At 33.3% G+C, this 19,479-nt stretch carries 27 protein-coding genes and 3 pseudogenes; 1 reads left to right on the forward strand and 29 read right to left on the reverse strand.

From position 1 onward, the window contains the following. Window positions 1–25: 25 nt before the first annotated feature. The 26 genes and pseudogenes from OEI98_RS07460 to OEI98_RS07575 all read right to left on the reverse strand — a co-directional run bounded on the left by OEI98_RS07460 (window position 26) and on the right by OEI98_RS07575 (window position 16,671). The gene (locus tag OEI98_RS07460) at window positions 26–979 is read right to left on the reverse strand and encodes a type II toxin-antitoxin system HicB family antitoxin (protein WP_266036748.1); all 954 of its coding nucleotides are present in this window, start codon (window positions 977–979) and stop codon (window positions 26–28) included. Window positions 980–1,019: 40 nt separating this feature from the next. Then, a complete protein-coding gene (locus tag OEI98_RS07465; RefSeq protein ID WP_266036760.1) occupies window positions 1,020–1,328 on the reverse strand; it encodes a DUF6166 domain-containing protein in 309 nt (102 codons plus the stop codon). 296 nt (window positions 1,329–1,624) lie between these two features. Beyond that, complete coding sequence (locus OEI98_RS07470) at window positions 1,625–1,915, reverse strand: hypothetical protein (RefSeq protein WP_266036763.1); 291 nt, start codon at window positions 1,913–1,915, stop codon at window positions 1,625–1,627. Between the two features lie 163 nt (window positions 1,916–2,078). Continuing rightward, window positions 2,079–2,372: a hypothetical protein gene (locus OEI98_RS07475; RefSeq protein WP_074593004.1), complete on the reverse strand. Its 294-nt coding sequence runs from the start codon at window positions 2,370–2,372 to the stop codon at window positions 2,079–2,081. A gap of 176 nt (window positions 2,373–2,548) precedes the next feature. Continuing rightward, entirely contained in the window at window positions 2,549–2,758 is a 210-nt protein-coding gene (locus OEI98_RS07480; protein WP_266036769.1) for a hypothetical protein, read from the reverse strand. Between the two features lie 177 nt (window positions 2,759–2,935). After that, the gene (locus tag OEI98_RS07485) at window positions 2,936–3,496 is read right to left on the reverse strand and encodes a zincin-like metallopeptidase domain-containing protein (RefSeq protein WP_416237333.1); all 561 of its coding nucleotides are present in this window, start codon (window positions 3,494–3,496) and stop codon (window positions 2,936–2,938) included. Between the two features lie 39 nt (window positions 3,497–3,535). Then, a pseudogene (locus tag OEI98_RS15295) lies at window positions 3,536–3,754 on the reverse strand (ArdC-like ssDNA-binding domain-containing protein); the annotation flags it as partial. Between the two features lie 159 nt (window positions 3,755–3,913). Beyond that, window positions 3,914–4,177: a type II toxin-antitoxin system RelE family toxin gene (locus tag OEI98_RS07490; protein ID WP_074592771.1), complete on the reverse strand. Its 264-nt coding sequence runs from the start codon at window positions 4,175–4,177 to the stop codon at window positions 3,914–3,916. Beyond that, window positions 4,170–4,394, reverse strand: a complete 225-nt coding sequence (locus OEI98_RS07495) for a hypothetical protein (RefSeq protein ID WP_074592772.1) — start codon at window positions 4,392–4,394, stop codon at window positions 4,170–4,172. The genes OEI98_RS07490 and OEI98_RS07495 overlap by 8 nt, the downstream gene beginning before the upstream one ends. Window positions 4,395–4,501: 107 nt before the next feature. Further along, window positions 4,502–4,672, reverse strand: coding sequence for a hypothetical protein (locus tag OEI98_RS07500; protein ID WP_167353647.1), 171 nt, complete (start codon window positions 4,670–4,672; stop codon window positions 4,502–4,504). Window positions 4,673–4,857: 185 nt separating this feature from the next. After that, window positions 4,858–5,151: a hypothetical protein gene (locus tag OEI98_RS07505; protein WP_266036777.1), complete on the reverse strand. Its 294-nt coding sequence runs from the start codon at window positions 5,149–5,151 to the stop codon at window positions 4,858–4,860. A gap of 15 nt (window positions 5,152–5,166) precedes the next feature. After that, window positions 5,167–5,550, reverse strand: coding sequence for a hypothetical protein (locus OEI98_RS07510; RefSeq protein ID WP_266036778.1), 384 nt, complete (start codon window positions 5,548–5,550; stop codon window positions 5,167–5,169). Between the two features lie 364 nt (window positions 5,551–5,914). Further along, a complete protein-coding gene (locus OEI98_RS07515; RefSeq protein ID WP_003869387.1) occupies window positions 5,915–7,336 on the reverse strand; it encodes an ISLre2-like element ISTet1 family transposase in 1,422 nt (473 codons plus the stop codon). A 136-nt stretch (window positions 7,337–7,472) separates the two neighbouring features. Beyond that, on the reverse strand, window positions 7,473–8,090 hold the full coding sequence (locus OEI98_RS07520; protein WP_266036780.1) for a hypothetical protein: 618 nt from the start codon (window positions 8,088–8,090) through the stop codon (window positions 7,473–7,475). A 51-nt stretch (window positions 8,091–8,141) separates the two neighbouring features. Beyond that, window positions 8,142–8,753 (reverse strand): hypothetical protein, encoded by a 612-nt coding sequence (locus tag OEI98_RS07525; RefSeq protein ID WP_074592459.1) that lies wholly within the window; start codon window positions 8,751–8,753, stop codon window positions 8,142–8,144. Window positions 8,754–8,783: 30 nt separating this feature from the next. Continuing rightward, on the reverse strand, window positions 8,784–8,966 hold the full coding sequence (locus OEI98_RS07530; RefSeq protein ID WP_266036785.1) for a hypothetical protein: 183 nt from the start codon (window positions 8,964–8,966) through the stop codon (window positions 8,784–8,786). A gap of 93 nt (window positions 8,967–9,059) precedes the next feature. After that, entirely contained in the window at window positions 9,060–10,829 is a 1,770-nt protein-coding gene (locus tag OEI98_RS07535; protein ID WP_266036787.1) for an AAA family ATPase, read from the reverse strand. Between the two features lie 54 nt (window positions 10,830–10,883). Further along, window positions 10,884–11,267: a hypothetical protein gene (locus OEI98_RS07540; RefSeq protein ID WP_266036789.1), complete on the reverse strand. Its 384-nt coding sequence runs from the start codon at window positions 11,265–11,267 to the stop codon at window positions 10,884–10,886. A 71-nt stretch (window positions 11,268–11,338) separates the two neighbouring features. Next, window positions 11,339–11,635 (reverse strand): hypothetical protein, encoded by a 297-nt coding sequence (locus OEI98_RS07545; protein WP_266036791.1) that lies wholly within the window; start codon window positions 11,633–11,635, stop codon window positions 11,339–11,341. Window positions 11,636–12,297: 662 nt separating this feature from the next. Further along, window positions 12,298–13,071, reverse strand: a pseudogene (locus OEI98_RS15065) (ComEC/Rec2 family competence protein); the annotation flags it as partial. Window positions 13,072–13,125: 54 nt separating this feature from the next. Continuing rightward, window positions 13,126–13,473, reverse strand: a pseudogene (locus OEI98_RS15070) (copper amine oxidase N-terminal domain-containing protein); the annotation flags it as partial. A gap of 63 nt (window positions 13,474–13,536) precedes the next feature. Next, a complete protein-coding gene (locus OEI98_RS07555) occupies window positions 13,537–13,761 on the reverse strand; it encodes a DUF3006 domain-containing protein (RefSeq protein WP_266036795.1) in 225 nt (74 codons plus the stop codon). A gap of 121 nt (window positions 13,762–13,882) precedes the next feature. Continuing rightward, window positions 13,883–14,146 carry a Txe/YoeB family addiction module toxin gene (locus tag OEI98_RS07560; RefSeq protein WP_266036797.1) on the reverse strand — a complete coding sequence of 88 codons (264 nt, stop codon included), beginning with the start codon at window positions 14,144–14,146 and terminating at the stop codon, window positions 13,883–13,885. Then, complete coding sequence (locus tag OEI98_RS07565; protein WP_266036799.1) at window positions 14,131–14,388, reverse strand: type II toxin-antitoxin system Phd/YefM family antitoxin; 258 nt, start codon at window positions 14,386–14,388, stop codon at window positions 14,131–14,133. Before OEI98_RS07565 ends, OEI98_RS07560 begins: the two co-directional genes overlap by 16 nt. 509 nt (window positions 14,389–14,897) lie before the next feature. Beyond that, entirely contained in the window at window positions 14,898–15,761 is an 864-nt protein-coding gene (locus OEI98_RS07570) for a hypothetical protein (protein ID WP_266036801.1), read from the reverse strand. Continuing rightward, window positions 15,754–16,671, reverse strand: coding sequence for a DNA-methyltransferase (locus tag OEI98_RS07575; RefSeq protein WP_266036803.1), 918 nt, complete (start codon window positions 16,669–16,671; stop codon window positions 15,754–15,756). The genes OEI98_RS07570 and OEI98_RS07575 overlap by 8 nt, the downstream gene beginning before the upstream one ends. A gap of 74 nt (window positions 16,672–16,745) precedes the next feature. On the opposite strand from OEI98_RS07575, the gene OEI98_RS07580 reads away from it, so the two are divergent. Continuing rightward, complete coding sequence (locus OEI98_RS07580; RefSeq protein WP_266036805.1) at window positions 16,746–17,228, forward strand: hypothetical protein; 483 nt, start codon at window positions 16,746–16,748, stop codon at window positions 17,226–17,228. A gap of 52 nt (window positions 17,229–17,280) precedes the next feature. Here the strand turns inward: OEI98_RS07580 and OEI98_RS07585 are convergent, their stop codons facing one another. From OEI98_RS07585 to OEI98_RS07595, 3 genes are read right to left on the reverse strand one after another with little or no spacing between them, the layout of a single operon-like run. Next, window positions 17,281–18,144 (reverse strand): 30S ribosomal protein S1, encoded by an 864-nt coding sequence (locus tag OEI98_RS07585; protein WP_266036807.1) that lies wholly within the window; start codon window positions 18,142–18,144, stop codon window positions 17,281–17,283. Between the two features lie 4 nt (window positions 18,145–18,148). After that, on the reverse strand, window positions 18,149–19,309 hold the full coding sequence (locus tag OEI98_RS07590; protein ID WP_266036809.1) for a ParB/RepB/Spo0J family partition protein: 1,161 nt from the start codon (window positions 19,307–19,309) through the stop codon (window positions 18,149–18,151). Beyond that, window positions 19,306–19,476: a hypothetical protein gene (locus OEI98_RS07595; protein ID WP_266036812.1), complete on the reverse strand. Its 171-nt coding sequence runs from the start codon at window positions 19,474–19,476 to the stop codon at window positions 19,306–19,308. Before OEI98_RS07595 ends, OEI98_RS07590 begins: the two co-directional genes overlap by 4 nt. Window positions 19,477–19,479: the final 3 nt, after the last annotated feature.

The following is a 19,479-nucleotide window of genomic DNA, read 5'->3' on the forward strand; positions in this document are numbered from 1 at the left end:
TTCCCAAATGGGAATCCTTTTTTGTCTATCTATAATTCCATTGCCTTTGCCCTGGCAAAGGAATTGGTTTGCCTTTTTCCAATGCTTTTTCAATCCATCGTTTTATAGCGTTTTGTACATTTTCTAAAGCTTCTTCGTAAGTTGTTCCTTTTGACATGCAAGAAGGGAGGTCGGGGACATAAGCTATATACTCTGTTGAAAGTTTAATGACGTCAATTTTATATTCTAAGGGGTTTATCAAAGAATTTTCTAAAATAGTTAATTGTCTGGTTTTGGGCGGGATATAAACAACTCTCCACTTATTGGTTTTTCCGTATTTCTCTATATATTTTTTAGCTTCTTTTGCTGTTTTAAATTTTCTTGCATCGCTCGGGTAATAAGTGCTGTATATTCGTCTTTTGCCCATTTTATATAAATAACCCTCATTTGTTTCAATCACATAGGGAAATTCTTCTGAGGATTTATGTTCCTTCTTTTGAGGACGTCTTGGGACTTTAAATTGGCGTTCTTCAAAATAGAGATTTATTTTTTGATTTGCAAGTTGATACATTAAGATTTCATTGAGAAGTTCCTCTGTGGTGGTTGGATAAAACAGGTGGCGTTTTTCTTCGATATATACTTCTAAGGTTAGTGTATTCCCCCAGGAGATGTATTCTTCCAAAGTTCTTGCATTTTTGATTCCACTTTTAAACCATTTTGTTATTTCTCCCGGTTTAAAGAATGTGTACCTTGTTTTTGCAATGTTCCCATGTTCTACATCTTCTTCTAAGTGTGATGCCATTTGCATTATTTCGCTTTCAGAGAAAATTATTTGTTTTGTTGTGAGTGTGTTTAAAACAAACCATGTTTTTTCTGGGATTTCTCTTCCTCTGTATCCAGAAATTTCGAAAACATTGCTGTCTCCCATTTGGACCATTGGGATATAACCATGGTCCGGGATTTTTATAAATCTTCTGTCATAAAAAATGGTATAGCTCATTTGAAATTCCCCCTTTCTTTTTTGTCAAAAAGGAGCACTATTAAAGTGCCCCTTTTTCTTTTAAAAATTTTCTTATTTCTTCCTCTGTGAGCTGCCATTCTTTATAAGGAAAGTTTGCTACGAATTCCCACTTAAAGTTCTGGTAGAAGTTCTGTGCTGTTTTGTATCCTGCAGCATCAGTTAAAATTGACAAGGCAAGGTCTGCTGGGCCGCTTCCACCGTAGCCCCACTCGAATCCGGTAGGGCTGTGCTTTATTATGTGGTTTAGTGGTGTTTCTTCGTTTGTGTCTGTGTCAAAAACTGTTACTTCTATACCGTCATAACCTCTCCTGCCTTTGTAAACTTTCATACTTTTCCCTCCTTTTTAGTTTTGAAAATAAAAAAAACAGCAGACAATATCTGCTGTTTTCTGAGTGTTTTTGATTTTCCCGCGGCTTACCTTTTCTCTGTACCTTTGTACAGAGTATTTGTTTGTATTCTGGTCCGTACCAGATAAAAAAATTAACACATAGGTGTTTTAAAACCTATATACATTATACCTCTTTTTTTTATAAGAGACAATATATTGCTAGTTTTTGAGTTATGGAACAAAAAATAATAGACTTACAAAAATATAAACAAAGTGCAGCCAGTAGAGAGCTGCACTTATCTTGTTGCTGTTTTTTCTTTCTTCATCTTTTCATGGTATTCTCTTATAGTCATAGTTTCATTTGTTTTTTCTGATACACTTATGCAGTCTATAGTCTCTTTATCATCATTTGTTGCATAAATCACTTCAAAAGTTTTATTGTTTTTTGTAATTTCACTAAAAACAATTGTATACTTTTCAGGGTAGACTGGAAATTCTTCATGCATTTTTTTAACTAAATCTTCTTTTGTAATTATGTTATTTGTTTTTAAAAATTCTTTTACACTGGAGTCTAATATAAGTCTCATCTTACATTCTCCTTTCTTATTTTTTTGAGGAAGAGACCCCTCAAAAAAACAAATAGAGGGTATGTACTCTTCCAAACCTAACCCGTACATACCCTCTAATATTCATTTTTCCCTTTGTACTTTTATTATACTCCGAACTGAACAAAAAATCAATATTTTTAACTTATTTTATTAATATTACTTTGTCAGAAGCATATTTGGCAAAGAAATCTTCTCCTTTGTCTACTACTGTTATAATTTCTATCATTTGATAATACATTTTTCCAACGATTGTTATTTTACCAAAACTGTCAATAATAATGAATTTATCTCCATTTTTCAAGTCTCCAAGAATCTCTTCGGCATTTTTTAAATTGGTTAATATCAAATCAGGCAAAATATTCCTCTGATTTATTCTTTTTAAAGCGTGCTTTTTTATGATAACAGCATATTCAGTTCCCAATAATTCAATGTACATTATTTTCCCCTCCTTTAAAGTTTAAAAAGAGAGGCAAAAAGCCTCTCTTACACAATCATACCTACTGCCACACACTTTTATTTTAACTACAAAGACTGTTTTAGGATACACAGGCAGGAATCTCCTCCAATTTATTAGAGAGATGAAAGCCGATATATTGTGAAAACTGTAACCACTTAAGTTTGTTTTGAAAAACTTATACTTGGGACTGTTGGAAAACTTATAAGTCTTTTTTCTATTTCTTTTTCGTTTAAAAATTGGAAGTTTTTACTATCCCAGTTTTCTTCAAACCATTGTTTTACATCATTTAATGTAGAAGATTCGAAAAATTTTCCAAACCTTCTCAGATATACAACATAGTTGATTTCTCCTCTTTTGTTGAACATTTTTAAATAAGCATCCTAGATTTTTTTGATGTAAAAAGACTTCCATGAATATATAATGCCTATTGCCGTATTTCCGTCCATAACGTAATATGCCGGGGCTTTATCACCCCATAAAGTTCTAGCATACCTTCTTTTGAATTTTAACCTGCCCATGCTATCTCTCCTTTTTTCTTTTTGTTAAACGCACAGTAGATCCTTTTCTTTTTCCGATTCTTTTTCCAATTTAATTCCCAGAACATAATCTACTGCTTTTTGCGCTCCGCCTGCTGCAATAAAAATCCAGTTTTTGTTATCTTGTAAGCGCTTAAGCCATGTTTGTATATATGCCGTGCTGTTTTTTATTGTTTTCTCAGCAATCCCTGTATGTTCGCAGAGCATTGCTGCACCTATTTCTGCAACTAATTCTTCTAATGAGTAGGTTTCTGAGCCAAATATATGTCTCTCATTTTCCTTGAACCTACCCAGACGCTTCGGATGACCGGTGGAGTGAATAATTTCATGAAACAGCGTAGAGTAGTATTCGTGTATATCATAGAAAAGGTCTTTAGCTGGTATATTGATTAGGTCTTTTACTGCGCTGTAGTATGCTTTATTTGGGTCATCATGGATTATTTTGGGAGCATCTTTGTATCCTGCTATGATTTTTTCAGCTTTTTCTATAGGATTGTGTTCTATCTTTTTCAGTTTGGAAGGAATTCCTTCTGTATCGCTTATGTGAAATACATGATAATACCTCAAAACAAGTGATTCTTTTTCTTTTTCTACAACTTCACCCGTTTCTGGATCTTTTTCTTCAACTATTTTAGTGTAGGGTTTGAAAAATACTACTATTTCAGCTTTTGCTCCCTTTTTGATTCTACCCCCAAGCTGCTGTATCTGTCTGAAGGTGAGATATTCTCCTCCTTTTGACAGCAGCAGTATATTTATCCCTGTGTATGGTTTTCTAGTAACATAATTTATTGGTGGATTACTTCCCCACCCTTTTATCCACGGGATTTCCCCTTTTCCATCTGCCGGAGTATTTTCTCCAGCACAATGTCATGTACTTTGGACATCCTTACTTCCCCCTTTTTGTTTTTGATTTAAAAAAAAGAAAAAGGCGGGAGTTTATAACTGCCTCCTGCCTTTGACTTTGGCACCTATTTTTAAGCAAATTTATAATTTTTTATATACATCTTTACGGTATCCAATGGTGACAATGAAAACAAATTCTTTTTCCTGGACTTGGTAAATAATTCTTATGTTCCCCACTCTGTATCTGTAAAGAGGTGGAAACTTCCCCTTGAGTTTCTTGATATTCTTACCAATATAGGGAGATTGTGCAATTCTCTCTATCGCCTCTTTAATTTTTTCTTTTGTGCTGCTGTCACATTTTTCTACAAATTTAACAGCCTCTTTGGCAAGTTTAATTTTATACATTTTTGAACACATCCTCAAAGTCGTATATATCACCGTTTTCTATATCTTTAAGGCCTCTTTTTATTGATTCTATTAATTCAACGTCGCTGAGGATTTCCTCTTCTTCTTTTTCTTCTCTGAACTTTAAATACTCTATGAAATTAATAACCTCTGCAAGTTCCTCTTCTTGAAGACTGTCAATAATTTCCTTTACTTTATTTTTTAGCAAGTTATTCATCGCTGTTGAGCACAGGAGACTCCATCTTCTTTAAGACGGAGAGGAATACGCTCTTCCCTCCTTTCTAATATTAACGTCTTTGTCCTCTTTTGCCTGACAATTTTCTCTTATTTGCTCTTTAGATGATTTTTCTTTCTCATTTCTCGAATGGTTATAAGAGCTTTTTGTGCATCCTTCCTGATGTCCACAATGAATTTATCAAAAGACATATTTTTTGTTTTTTTATAATGTTCTGCTCTTATTCTATGCAGTTCTCTCATAGTTTTAGGTTCTTTCAATTGGATTCCCCTTTCGTGTTATTTCCATTTTATCTGGTGCATCATGAGCTTCTAGGAAACTTATGACACTTGTATCTAAATATATTTTCTTCACTGCTTTTCTCTCCCTTTTATTTTAGCATATTTTTAAATGAAATAGCAGGGGGTAATTCCCTGCTATTAATAGAAAGATGGATTTGCTGTTTTTATTTATCTTTTCCTTCCTTTATGTATCTTTTTACTTTTATCATTTCTATATTGTCAATTATTTTTATTAACTCCTGACTGTAAAATTCATTTAATAAGTTTTCTACATTCCAGTTTTTCCAAAACTTCCAGAACCTATAGCAGTTGTTTGGGCTTTTTTCTCCAGAGATTTCTTCAAGTATCCCCTCGTTTTTTAGTTCTTTTATGGTGTGATTTAAAAATATCAGTTTACCTTTGGGGGTTATTTTTATTGTGTGCTTTTCTCCGGAACAATTAATTTTTAATGTTTTCATTTTTAATTCCCCCTTTTACATTTCTTTTAGTGCGTTTATAACTTCTTCGATTATTACATCCTTAGTGTTCTGTAGATTGATTTCATCTAAAAAGTTGTTGAACCAGCTGTCCATAGCATTCACATATGGAGAAAATTCTTCTCTTATTTTTTCTACCTTTTTTATGATATTTTTGTCATATGTTGCTTTTTCTACTTTGTCCATTATTTTGTAAAACAAAAGTGACATTGTTGAATATATCCATGAGTTTATGTCTGTTGGATCATTTTCTATTTCTCTTATATCTTCTAAAATTTCGTCTGGATAAATGTTAAATTTTTCTGCTGCTTCTAAAAGTTCTTCTAATTTTTCGATATCTCTGTAGCCCCATCCAAAGAGGTATTCCAAACTTGCTCTCATAAAAAAACCCTCCTTTTATTTTTTTAAATTAAAAAGGCGGGATTTATTATATTCCCGCCTTTGACCGCTTTAGAAAATGAAAAACAGCAGATATTATCTGCTGTTTTCCCTTAGGTATTTTAGATTTTCTGTGTAGTTTAATTTTCTCTGTATTTTTTTGATACAGAGCACTTAATCGCATTCCGGCAGATGCCGGGTAAAAAAATTAACACATAAGTGTTTTAAAATCTATGTATATTATACCTCTCTTTTTTATAAAAGACAATGCTTTGTTGATTTTGATAGTGTCAAGATACTGTAGGATATTTTTTTAAAGACAACCCCTGAAATTGCTTAAATCAAGGTTTCCATTATTATGTGTTTTTTATATCACTCTTTCATATTTTATTGCTTTTAAAATTCTATATATTGGTGTTACTTTGCCCATGTTTAATACTGTAATATTGTTTATTTGTTCTTTTGTATACGTTTTAGCTCTCTTTACTGCCTCTTTTATTTGCTTCTTTGTTAATTTATAACCTTCATTGTTGTTTTTGCGCTTTTTACGCCATTCTACTTCTCTTAAATTGCCTCCATTTTTCTTAAATACTCTTAATTTCGCCATTAGCTTTAATCCTTCTCTACTCCATCCTAATGGGTTCCTGCTTAACCTGTCTGAAAATACATGGCTTATATGCCCTTCTGCACTGCACCCTATTGCATCCTCATCTTCTTTGTATATTTTTATCCCTTCCCAGTTGTTTAATATGTATTTCTTTACTTCCCTTATTTTCTTCTTCTCTTGCTCTGTTTGTGCTATTTTTGATAGTTCATTAAATGCTTCTTTTAATTCTTTTTCATTCCCTTCATTTATTGCTCTCCATATCCTATCTCTATATCTTGGCTCTTTCGATGTTGCCATGAGTATGTATTTGTTTAAATGATACCTGTCTAATACAAATCTTGATTTTGGTATCCACTCTATCCCTTCTTTTATCCATCTTGCTCCATCACCTGCTATGTATATCTTCTCTATTTTTTCTTCTTTGTAATTGTCATTTATGTAATTTGCTACGTCTATCCATATGTCTTCTGGCTTTTGTCCTACATATGCTTTGTAATGGACATTCTTTAGCTCAGACCTACCGTTCTTTGTCTCTTTGCCTTCATGTATGTATACAAGTCGTGGCATTTCTTTTCCCCCGTCTTGTAAGGATACGTGGTCTTCATCTGCTTCTATGTATAATACTTTTATTTCTTTCTTTTCTTCTACTTCTTTTTTTATTTCTACTTCTCCTATCTCTCTTATTGCATTTAATACTGTCTGTCTACTTAATTCTACTGGGCTTGCTTCTTTACTGCTTTTTTCATAGGATTCTTCTGTCGCTTTTTCTACTATCTTTACTTTTACTCCTTCTTCTATCCTCTCATGCCTACCTATCCCTAATGCGTCATCTGTTAAGTAGGTGTATCTCCCATCTTCTTTTGATTTGTAATATGTCCTTTTATATTTTATTTCTCCTACTGTCGTTATTAAAGTCTTTTCATCTTCCCTTTCTACTACCCATTTCTCTTTCCTTCTCTTGTCTTCTTTTATTATCTTATCTAATTCTTCTATAATTGCTACCATTGTTTCTATACCTAATTTGTCTACCATTTCTCTAACTTTTAATGAAAGTTCTGTTATATCCATCCCTTCTTCTAATAACTTTTTAAAAATTTCTATCACATTATTGATGTAATTACATGCATTTTGTAGTATAATATCTTCAAACTTAATTTTTTTCACAAGAGACACCCCTTTCATGTTTTTTTGGTTTTCCACAATCTATTTTATCACAGGGGTTGTCTCTTGTTTTTTTATCATCTAAAAATCCTACGATAATTTTACACTATGTTGATTTTTAGATTTTAAAACAAAAAAATAGAGGGCTCAAAGCCCTCTATTTTTTTGATAGTGGATTTATAAAACGTCCAAAATACATTGTGATACTAGGATATGTGTTTTTGAGATAGCTTTTGAGCAAATATATATCCTTTTCTGTTTTTATATTATACTCTTTGAGTTTTTCTTGAAATGGTTTTAAATCAGTGTAGTAAAAGCCATGTTCTTTTAGTATTTCTTCTAATTTTTTTATTAGTTCTGTAGAATAAGAGATAGAACCGAGGTAAATGTTAAAGTAATATTTTTCTGGAAAGTATTCTCCTTCTTCGTCAGTGTTAAAAAATATTTTATCATCTTCCGAAACAGCAGATAGATATAATTTTAAATCATAGGTCTTTGCTAATTCTAAATAAAAACTTAATTTTGGTACTTTATCTGTATCAATAAATTTAACATAAAGAACTTTTGCATCTTCTATATATTCAAAATCATCTACAAAGATAATATCATTTTCCAGGGTTTTCATTATCTTCAATGGCAACATGTAAGGAACATATTCGTCAGCATTTGAGATTGTACGTTCAGTTCTAAAAATGTTTTCTATTATGCCTGCAAGTTCTTTAGCCCTTTCTCCTTTTAAAATACATTCAACTTCAATTCCTATTTTTATTCTCATACTTTTCCCCCTTTTATACAAACATAATGCAACTTTCATTAGGAGCTGGACTTATACAATAATCTTATAATGTTCTGTGTACACGTCAAAAACTACTATTACGTCTGGATAATTTTCATCAATATATTCACATAATTTAAACATATCATCTTCTGCTTCTACTCCGTATTCTTCTAAAAGTTCTTTTATAGTCTCAAAATCTTCAATATATCTTATCTCGTTCAGTTTTTTTAATTTTTCAAAAAGTTTAGTTTCTATTTCTTCATCAGAAAACCAAAGTTCAAAATAATAAGTTTCTGAAAAATATTTTTTCTCTTTGTCCGTATTAATGAAAACTCTATTCGCTGGTTCTGTGGCAAGTAAATAGTATTTTAATTTGTACTTTTGACTTATTAAATCATATACATCAAAGTGTGGTTCGTAAGGTTCATTTATTCTAAAAGTTAGTATGTTTTTTTCTTTATCAAACTCATAGTCATCAACAAAAATTTTGTTGATATATACATCTATTTCTTCTTTATCTTTCCAGGTTTCAAACAGAAAGCCAAGCCAGGGGTAGTCTCTGTCTTCAGGGTTCTTTTTTAATGCATTTTCCCAGTCTTTGTAAAGTTTTTTTGTATTTTTACCTTCGAAAATAACTTCTGTGCAGCACCAGTCAGACATAAAGAATCACTCCTTTTTTATTTTTCTTGTTTATCCAACTATAGTATAATCTTCGTAACCAAACATGTTGTAGGCGAAAAATATTTTTCTAAATTCATACAATCCTTCCTGTATTTTGGTGATTTCCTTGGAATTACTTGCAGTGAGTAAGTTTTTCTCCCTGTATCCTGCTCTTTTTAACAATTCTTTTTCTACTTTTTTATAGTCTAACATTTTAATATCCCCTTTCTTTTATTGGTTTAAAAAATATAAAACCTCCAGGATACCAGTGTTATATCCCGGAAGCTTCCTCCTTTTTTTGTTTTTTTAAAACGGCAGGTCGTCTATTGTAAGCTGAGGAGTTTCATCATCTAAATCTACCTCTATCAGTTCTTTCTCCGTTGTGTCTATATTAGCGTTTAGCGATGTAAGAGGTTTACCTGCGGCAACTTTTGCTTCAATTATTTGTGTTCCAGGTGCTTTATATGATGTTATGCTTTCTGCGTCATCTATAAAAATTGGGAATTTTATGTTTGTGAGTCCCATGATGAGCCCGGCAACTTCCAGCCCAGCTTTGATTTTTTCTGAGTGACTTAGTATGTTAAACTCTCTACCGTCATATAGTATTTTAAAGTCGTCCTTTATTTCGCCTGTTTCTTTCACTATTTTCTGAAGCTGCAGTGATACTTTGTTTAAGTACTGCTCTATGATTTTGGCTTCTTTTTCTAATTTCTTTGCATTGAACTGTTTTGCATATTCTATAAGTTCTTTTAGTTCTGCTATTTCTTTTTGAGCTATCTCAACTTTCTTTTCTGCTTCTTTTAGTCTTATTTCTGCTTTCTCTTTTTGCTTTATAAGAGCTGCTCTTGTCTGATTAATTGTTATAACCTCTTTTTGCCTTTCCTTTAAAGCATTTATTTTTGTTTTTACTTCCTCTATTTTTGCTCTTGTTTCTGCTTCTTTTTGGAGGCCTTCTCCTAATAGAGATTTTATATAGTTTTCTGTATCCTGGATTTCTTTTTGTATTTGTGTCTGATATTCTTTTACTTTTTCTTCGTATGCTTTGATGAGTTTCTGATTTTCTTCCGTTATTTGTTTTAGTTCAGCTGTTACTTTTGTGCCTTTTTCTTTAATTTGATTTAGTCTTTTTATTAGAAAACTTTTTTCCATACTTTCCATTTCAATTTTATTTCCGCATTTGTTACATGTTATAATCTGCGGTTTTATTTGCTCTATTTCTTTTTTTGTTTTGTAGTATTCCTGTAGCAGTTCTTCTCTTTGCTTCTGCAGCTGTGAAGTGTCTTTCAGCTGCGGTTTTTCAAATGGCACGGTATTTAGTTTTATTTTTAGTTCAGCAAGCTTCTTTTCTGCCTCAATTTTTTCTGTGTTTATTTCTGTCTTTTGAAGCTTTATTAGTTCTTCTTCTAATCTTTTGAGGTTTTCATCATCAAAGAATTGTTCCTCTGGAATCTTTGTATTTAGCAGCTGTTTTTGTGTGTCTATTACTCCCTGCAGATATATTATGTTTTCTTCTAGTTCTCTTAACCTAACTCTTGCTTTTTCAATTATAGTGTTTGCTGTTACAAAATCATATTTTTGAAGTTTACTTACTGCTTCTGTGGGCATGTCTTTAAATATTTCTTCTTTTGGAATCTCTGGCAAAACTTTTATCAGTATTTCTTTTGCATTTTTAGGAGATAAGGAAGTAAAATAGAGCGGATTAAATATGGAAAAGAAAATGTTTTTATCCTGTACAAACTTTGTATAAATATCTATCTGTGAAGCTTTTGTTCCATTTATTGTAATTTCGTTAACACCTTTTTCTCTTGCTCTTTTTATTTCATATGTTTCATTGTTTAATTCTACTGTAACTTTTACATACATTTCTGTTTTGTTTTTCTTCATAAGCCTGGTTGTGGCATTTTCTGTTCCAAATAAATCACATCCAGTAAGACACCAGGCTATTGCTTCTCCTATTGATGTTTTACCAGCAGCATTTTCGCCTTCTATAATTGTTTTTTCTGGATGAAAGTCTATCTTAAAGTAATTGTGGTTTTTGAAATTTTTCATTTCTAGATTTTTAATTTTTAACTCCATTTTTCATCCTCCTTTTTGATTTTTTAAACTTTAAGAAATAAAAAAAGAGAAAAATTATTTTCTCTCTTTAATCCATTTAACTGTCCATTTTTTATCCTTTTTGGTTATTACTGCAGGAGCGGGATATACTTCAAAACCTCTGCCCTGTTTACCCGCTATAACTTTGTAGTTATCTTCGTCTATTTTTTCGATTATATCTAAGATAAGCCATCCATCTACTACTGCAAATCCCTTAATGTATATTTTATTGTACCAGCGGTATGGTAGTGTGACTTTTAATAATGTATCGTTACCTTTCCATTTGCCATTTGAACTCCATATATGCCATGAAGTTTGCTGTATATTTGCTTCGTTATCCGTAAAGGAAACTGATATTTCATTTTCCGGATCGACCCATCGGCTTTCTGAACGTTTGTATATCGTTTGTTTGTTTATCATTTCTTTAACTTTGTTTTGTATTCTACGCATTATTTGTTTTTGGACAAATTCTCCGGAATTGCTTAAATTGCTTAAAAGTTTTTCAGATAGTCTTTTTCTCTTTTTTGGGCCATTTTTGCAAAAATTTTGTACAGCTCTTCGTTCTTATTCTTTATTTTTCTTAAAAATTTTTTGTCGTCTTTATGAATATTTCTTAAAAATTTTGAAATTTGAGCTTCAAGACTTTGGTTTGAATCATCGTTTGTAAGTTTTTCTAAAACTAGTTCTGCTTCTATTTCCTTCCATGGCTTCTCGAAAGCAATATGTCCATTTTCCTCTATAAAAACTTTTACTGTTCTTTTATGATCTTTCAATTCATATATTTCCATCCTTTCCCTCCTTTCAAAAATATAAAAAGGAAGTCCTTTAAAATTTAGACTTCCTTTTTCAATCTTTTTTAATTTTTTACTTCCAGCCGTCTGTCAGCAGCAGCCCTCCGGCGGCAGTACAAATTTGCAGATAATTTCTCGCTGCCATAGCTGCAGCAGTACATACTAGATTTTTTCTGCCGGTGTAATAAAGCTTCTACCTTTATTTATGCCTCTTTTAGTACAAAGAGGTTGCAGAAACTACATGTCCGCTTATGGACATGTTGGTTAGCTTTTAAAAAGCAGTATGCCTTCTTTTCAAAAGCATTGTATCATCTTTTTTAAAAAATGACAAGTTTTATTTATTCCGGTGCAGCAAACGTTTACATAAAGTGTAAAAAAGAGCAGCCCAATACCTAATCATAGGGCTATCTTTTAGGCGGCCTAAACCCTGCTGCCTGTGCCTCTGCCTCTGTTTTAAACCACACTTCCGCTTTTGTTTTGTCATACCACGGGTCTCCGGGAATGTGGTATATTTTTTCTCCTTTGCTGTTGATATTGCCTTTAATTAAGCCCCTGCCGCTGCTGTCTACATATACTTTACCCGGTTCTCCGTAATAGCCGTACGGCAGGCTTTGAAAAGTCTTTGATGAAGGTGTACTTGACGTACTGCTGTTTCCACTGCTGCCAGCCGTGTAATCTCCCGCCTTGACGTTGAATAAGATTGTTTTGCCGTCGCTTACTGCAGTAATAGTACCATTTTCATCTGTTCTGTATACTGTTATCCCCAGCAATTTTAATTTTTCCATTGTCTCTTTATGAGGATGGCCGTAGTCATTATTCTTGCCAACTGAAATTACAGTATATTTTGGACTGACTGCTTTTAAAAATGCCCATGTTGTAGCTGATGAGCTTCCATGATGCCCTACTTTTAGTACATCTGCTTTCAGGTTATATCCTCTGCTCAGCATTTCCTCTTCTGATTCTTTCTCTGCATCTCCAGTGAACAAAAATGCAGTGTTTCCGTAAGTTATTTTTATAATTGCGCTGTAGTTGTTTAAATCATCGTAATGACTGCTGTTTGGTGCCAGCATTTGAGCTTTTACTTCATTTCCTAAATCCAGTGCAACTCCCGCTTTTGCAACATTTATTGAAAGTCCCTTTGATTTCGCTGCTCTTAAAACATCTTCAAATGTCCTTGTGGTTGTTGTTATTTTAGGCATGTAAAACTTACCTATTTGAAAGTTTTCTATCACTGCAGGTATACCACCTATATGGTCTGCATGAGGGTGTGTACCGACAACTATGTCTATTTTATTGACTCCACGGCTTCTTATGTAGTCCACTACTCTGCTGCCCATTTCAGGCACTCCTGCGTCTATTAGCATGGTTTTACCTGAAGGTGTTTGGATAAATATGCTGTCTCCCTGTCCTACATCAATATAGCTGACTGTTAATTTGCTTGATGGAGGTGCTTTCTTTGAATTTATTATTATGTGTCCATTCTGCCATATTACTTCATCGCCAAGTGCTTCTCCAACAAATCTCAAAGGTATATATGTGTAACCATTTATAAGTTGGGCTTCTACTTTGAGTTCTTTTTCTTGTCCATTTACTTTTGCTTTCTTTGAGCCTATTGTAAGCTGCACTATTGTATTATCTCTCATGCCTGTGACTGTTTGTGTACTTTCATCCCAATCTACTCTTGCGCCCAATGCTTCAAAAAATGCTCTCATAGGAACTAATGTTGTACCGTTTTTTAGAACAGGTTGTTGATTGAATGTGATGTTTTGCCCATTTATTGTAATAGTTATATTATCTGCTTTGGTGTAGATAGGGTTAAATATAATTATTAACATAACAAGTAATAAAAATATTGATAATATTTTTTCATATATTTTATACACCTCTTATACACCTCCCTATTCCTCTACAAACAAATCTTTTGCAAGGTCTTCAATAGCTTTTTTGCGCTTTTCTGTTTCTTCTCTGTCTATTGTAATGTCAAACTTAAGTACATTACCTTCTTTTGCTTCTTTAGGAAGAAGTTCTTTGGGGAAATTGAACGTTCTGTCTTCGTATTCTATTACTGCCCAATCACCTTCAAAGCGGTCTATAATGCATAGTTTTTGTGTTCTTTCAGGCATCGTTAATGCCTCCTTCTCCTTGTTTATCTACCACCATTATACAACATTGAAAAGTTATATGATATGGGCTGATAAAATAAAAAAAGGCTTCAGATTTGCCTGTTAGTTTATTACCAACTTTTTATTCGTAGTGTGTCCACATCCTATAGATTTTTACAATTTTTTCTTCTTCTAAAACTTCGTATATTATTCTATGCTGTATATTTATCCTTCTCGAAAATTTGCCATGTAGCTCTCCTTTTAATTTCTCATAAGGAGGTGGATTCTGATAAGGATTTTCTTTTAATATTTTTAAAATTTCCTTTGCTTTTTTGTCCAATCCGCATTCTTCTAATTTTTTTGCGTCTTTTAAAGCATATTTCGAAAACTTTAGTTTATATTCCATCCTAAGTCTTCCTCATCCTTCCATTCATCTAATGGAGTTTTATCTGCATCCATAATACTTTCTTTTAAGTTGGGTATTGACAACAAATACAATGTTTCTTGGATTGCGTTCCAGTCTTCTTCAGAAATCAAAACTGCGTTACCTTTTCTGGAAGTTATTTGGATTGGTTCGCTGTTTTTTCTCACCTGTTCAATTATTTTATATATGTTCTGCCTTACCTTTGTTACAGGCATCGTCTTCATTTAAATCACCCCTGTAGATAATTATAACGTACACAAAAACGTACGTCAATAAAAGTTTTTAACAAAAAAACAATTCAATCCTTCTTTACAGCTAGGAGTGTCGTCACGGAATGTCAAGTCCCTCTACTGTATATACCCTCGTTCAACTACCTGCCATCAGCAGACTTGTCAGCAGGTACCCCTGCTGACAAGTCTCTGTTTCTATAACCAGAAGTAGTTAATGCGAAGATTGATAGTTTGTACTCCCCTTATTTGTCCGGGGTTGCCAAATCTTCTTCTATCCAGTTTTGGATTCCGGGCTACTCTCTTTGTGTATATTAATGCTTTTAGGTTTATTATAAATATTTTTGTTTAAAAAAATCAATATGCTTTGTGATATACTGCTGCTAAATTTTTGTTTTAAAATTACCTTTCCAAAAAGTGTAAGACTGTTTCTACTATTTCTTCCTCACTTTTACAATGTTTTATTTGCTTTTTCAGATTCTTTTTAAAGTTATCATCAATGATTTTTATAATTGCTTTTTTCTTTCATTCCTCATCCTTATGAGATTAGAAATTATTTTATTAAGTTCTTCGAAATTGTTTATGGTAACTATTGATCTTGTTGGAGTATTAAATATGTAATCTTTATTTATTTTATTTATATTTTCTAAATGAGGATTTAAAGATAAAATACCTTGAATAAAATAGTTCAAAAACAAATTATCTATTTTAGAAACATAACTGTTTTGAATAGGTGTATTACAAATAATTATCACGGGTATAATGTCGTCAAAATTATTTAACCGAATATTTACAGCTTTCCCGATAGCTTTTAACATAGAATCAGATCTCAATAAGCTTGGTTGACCAGTATGTTCAGTAAAATCACCTTCTTCTTGAAAAAGGTTAGCCTTATTATCAGGATTATAAGACCAATTCCATACAATAGACATTTTAACTTCACCAATTAAAAGAATATCCTCTTTAGACAAAGGTTCTTCTTTAAGTGATATTATGACATCTGCTGGGGTTTTGGAAGTTAATCCTAATTCTTCACATGCAACTTTATTTTTCACATAAAGATTATTTTGTTTAACCACTTTTAACTGCTCAAAAAGATATTTTACGAATTTTTCAGTATATTCCCCTATGTAACTGTTTCTTGATTGAAGGGTGTCTTTTTTGTCGATTGTTTTAGATAATTTTTGCGGATAGTATGCGTAATATTTTTCCATCCCATTTTCCATTAACTTATAAAATAATTTCTCAGGAGGTATTTTTTTATTATTTAAGTATATTTCAAAAAAACCTTTTTCAACATCCTTACTCCATAAATTTTGAGTTATTTGTAAGTTTGTAAACAATTCTCTTAAAATAGTCTCATTACTCATTTGTCTGCCCCTCTTCGTTTAATCTTTTTAAAGCAATCTTACAATATTCTTCACTTATGTCGTATCCAACATAATGTCTACCTAACTTCTTTGCTGCAACACATGTAGTTCCTGAACCGACAAACGGATCTAACACAACATCATTCTTATAAGTAAAAAGCTTTATTACTCTCGATGCCAACTCGACAGGGAAAGGGGCTGGATGCCCTACTTTTTTTGCTGATTCAGGCGGTACTTCCCATACTGACAATGTGTAATCTAAAAATTCTTCTTTTTCTAAAGTAGATATGCCTTTATCAGGTCTACTAAAATCCTCTTTGACAAAAACAAGTAAATATTCGTGAATATCTCTTATTCGTGGAGATTTTGCAGAAAGCCAACTTCCCCATGCACAATTTCCACGGGCACCTTTACTTTTTTGCCAAATTATTTCTCCTGCTGGTTTAAAACCAATTTCCATATGCGTGATATATATAAAACTGTGTAATGGGATGTAGGGTTTTCGCCCCAAATTAGCAATATTAATAACATATCTTCCGCCTTTCTTGAGAACCCTAAAAACTTCCTTACCAACTTTAGCGAGTAATAAAAGGTATTCTTCCAAACGTAAATCTTTATCATATTCTTTGCCGCTATTATAAGGGGGCGAAGTAAATGCCAATGCTATACTTTCGTTTGGAATCTGAAACATATTTTCACTTGATTGACAGTAAATCTTGTCTACCCACTCTACACACGGCAAAGCATTAATATTATTGTTATTTTCTCGTAAATGAATATTTTTTGTTATATAGTTAAGTATTTCCATAGGACTCTCTAATCCCTTAAACAATTCACGCGAATAAAAAATCGTGGAATCGTGAGCTTCGCGTTTTGATACTCCAAATGTATAAGTTTGAGTTTTCCCCATTACTACTTCTCTCCTTTCTTTTGCAATTCTGCCGAGTTACCATAATTTTCAATTTCACAATTTTTTGTGACTGGATGTCCCGAATTTATTCAGGAGTAGTAGGAGGAAATTTTAATGATTATTATTTTATTTGCTTTTTTAGTTTTAGTTGTTTTTTTAATAGTTTTAAACGGATTTCTGCGAGGTTCGAAAAAGAAAAAATTGATGCAGGTCTTAGTTTTCTTTTAGTTGGGTCTATTATAGCTACTTTTATCTTTGGAAACTGGAAAATTGGCCTTCTAGCAATTGCAGTTGCTTATTTTTCATCCATTATCCTTTACCATTTTGCAGCACACGTTGCTGCTAAACTTAAGGCACTGCCACGTGACTTCCTTCCTACCCCTAAAGGGGTAGGGCTTCCAACGGCAGGCGCACGCGCCTGCCGGACTACACCGGTGCGAGCGACCCTTTTGCCCGTTGCCGGAGGGTCTCCCGGAGGGGACCGTCACTACCGTCCCAACTACATTTTTCCTGCTTTTATTTTACCTCTCTTCCTTAACAAAATCAACTATCTGTAGTGTTTACGACTTTTGTAGCACTCCAGACCGGCAGCAAAGAAAAGGAGCAACCCTACACTGCTCCTTTCCTCTGCTTTCTTATTATGTGCCCATATATATTTTTGCTTCTTGATATACCGACTATTTTAACATTTACCGTATCACCCGGTTTTAAATCCTGAAGCTTCTCTGCTTTCCACGGTGGTGTTATGCACGCTGCAGTGATCCCTTTTTCGAGCTCTACAAATATGAGCTCTACTATGTCATCCTTTTTGGGGAATATCCTGCGCCCTCTTACAACTCCTAGATATTCCCCGCCTTTTACGTATTTTATCCCTATCTTCTCACGCGGATCCGGCTTTGCTTCTTTTATTGATACTTTAACAATTCCTTTTTCTATGTCTAGTTCTTTTATCACTGCTGGTACCTTATCTCCGACCTGAACGTAATCGTTTAAATTCCCTACGTATCCGTATTCAACTTCGGTTTTCGGGATCCTTGTTTCTACTCCATATACTTCTGCAATTACTTCGTTTTTGCCTACTGCGTCGATTCTTATGAGTATTTTATCCCCTACCTTATGTTTGGGAAGCTCCAGTTCCCTTCTTAACTTCATTGCATATTCTCTGCTTGCCAGTGTTATCTTCCTTGCAGCGTCTATGTGCCTTATTACAAAGTCTATTTCTGTCCCCATCATTGAACGCACTATTGTCCAATCCTCTCGCGGTATCCCCATCCACTCAAATGGTATATACACCTTTATGTCTCCATAAAATACTACTGCACACTCCATAACCTGATCGTTTATTTTTATTTTTTCAATACCTGAAATTCTTGCTGTTAAAATCTGGTCTTGTGTTTTTGAAGCTATAATAGGCGCCCACTCAGGGCTGGATAAACTCAGTGTTTCACCTAAAACTGTTTTGTTATCAGCCATAAAATCACTCCTCCTTTATAATATTTTTAAGTTTGCTTATGAGCTGTCTAGCAAGTGATTTTAAGCCTTCAAATTCGGACAGCTTTAATCCCTCATTTTTAAAGTTAAAGCTTATAAGCTCACTGTTTAGCTCTGTCATTAAACTCATAAGCCTCTTTACTTTTTTGGCTGCCTCAGAATCTTCTTTTTCTTTTTCAAAAAGCAGTTTTTGATATGTTTCTTTTTCTTCTTTGATTTTTTCATACTCCTGTATTACTTTTTCCAATTCTTTTGTCATACTTTCCAGCTTTAGCTGCATCTCTTCACGCTGCTTTTTCAAATTTTCAAGTTCCTGCTTTATAGAGTCCGGTACAACCCTTACTTCTTTTACAGTCTGGTTCTGCAGTTTCTTGATTTCATCATTCGTTATTTCCAGTGCCGTTTTATACTGCTTGATTAAGGATTCAAACTCCTTTATTTTATCTTCTTTCTGCTGTATTTCTAAGTCTTTTTTGCGGTTTTCTCTTTCTAGTGCGTTGAGCTGCTCGACAAGTTCCTGCACATCTTTTTCTGCTTTCTCTTTGATTACTTCTATTTCCTGTTTGCTGATTTCTGTTATGTCTTCTTTTAACGCTTTGTAAAGAAGTTCCTGTATTGCTGGTTCAAGGTAGGCAATTTCATAAGCAACCGCCTGCGTAAGCTTCCCGTCCTGCACAAGCTGCTGTATTGGCGGTATCAGCTTATTGAGTCTTTTTAACCTGAAATAGCTGGTTTTTGGTATCTGCAGCGCTTCATAAACAGGTTGATTCTTTTCGCCTCTGTATTTTTGATATATCCTTTCAAGTTCCATAAAACCTTTTGCCGCTTTGATAGGGTTTAAATTGGCTATTCCCCTCTGGCGGTAGTTTACCTCTAAAAGCTCTTTTATTATCCACTCTTCTTTTGTTAGGCCGTCTTTATCTTCATACTTCTTTACAATGCAGGGAACTTCTTTAAGCCCAAGCTCTTTTGCTGCCCTTAACCTCTGTGCACCGGATACTACAGTATAGTCTTCGGTTACTATTAGAGGCGTAAGTATTCCGCTGGTTTTTATGCTTTCGATAAAATACTGCCACTGCTCGCCTTCTATGTCGTCGAAAAATTCTTTATTGAGCTCATGTTCTTTAAGAAGTTCTACAGAAATCATTTGAACTGCTGGCTGCTCTGCTGCATCCTTTTTTCTTTTTTGACTTTCTTTTCAGATATGTTGTCCTGCCCAATTTGTTCTTTTTGATGCTCAGTATTTTCTAGCAGTTCAATTTTGAACTCTTCTTCATTGTCAAGAAATTCGATTTTGAATTCCTCATCATGCATTTT

It is taken from the genome of Thermoanaerobacter sp. RKWS2 (assembly GCF_026240795.1).
GTDB lineage: Bacteria > Bacillota > Thermoanaerobacteria > Thermoanaerobacterales > Thermoanaerobacteraceae > Thermoanaerobacter > Thermoanaerobacter ethanolicus.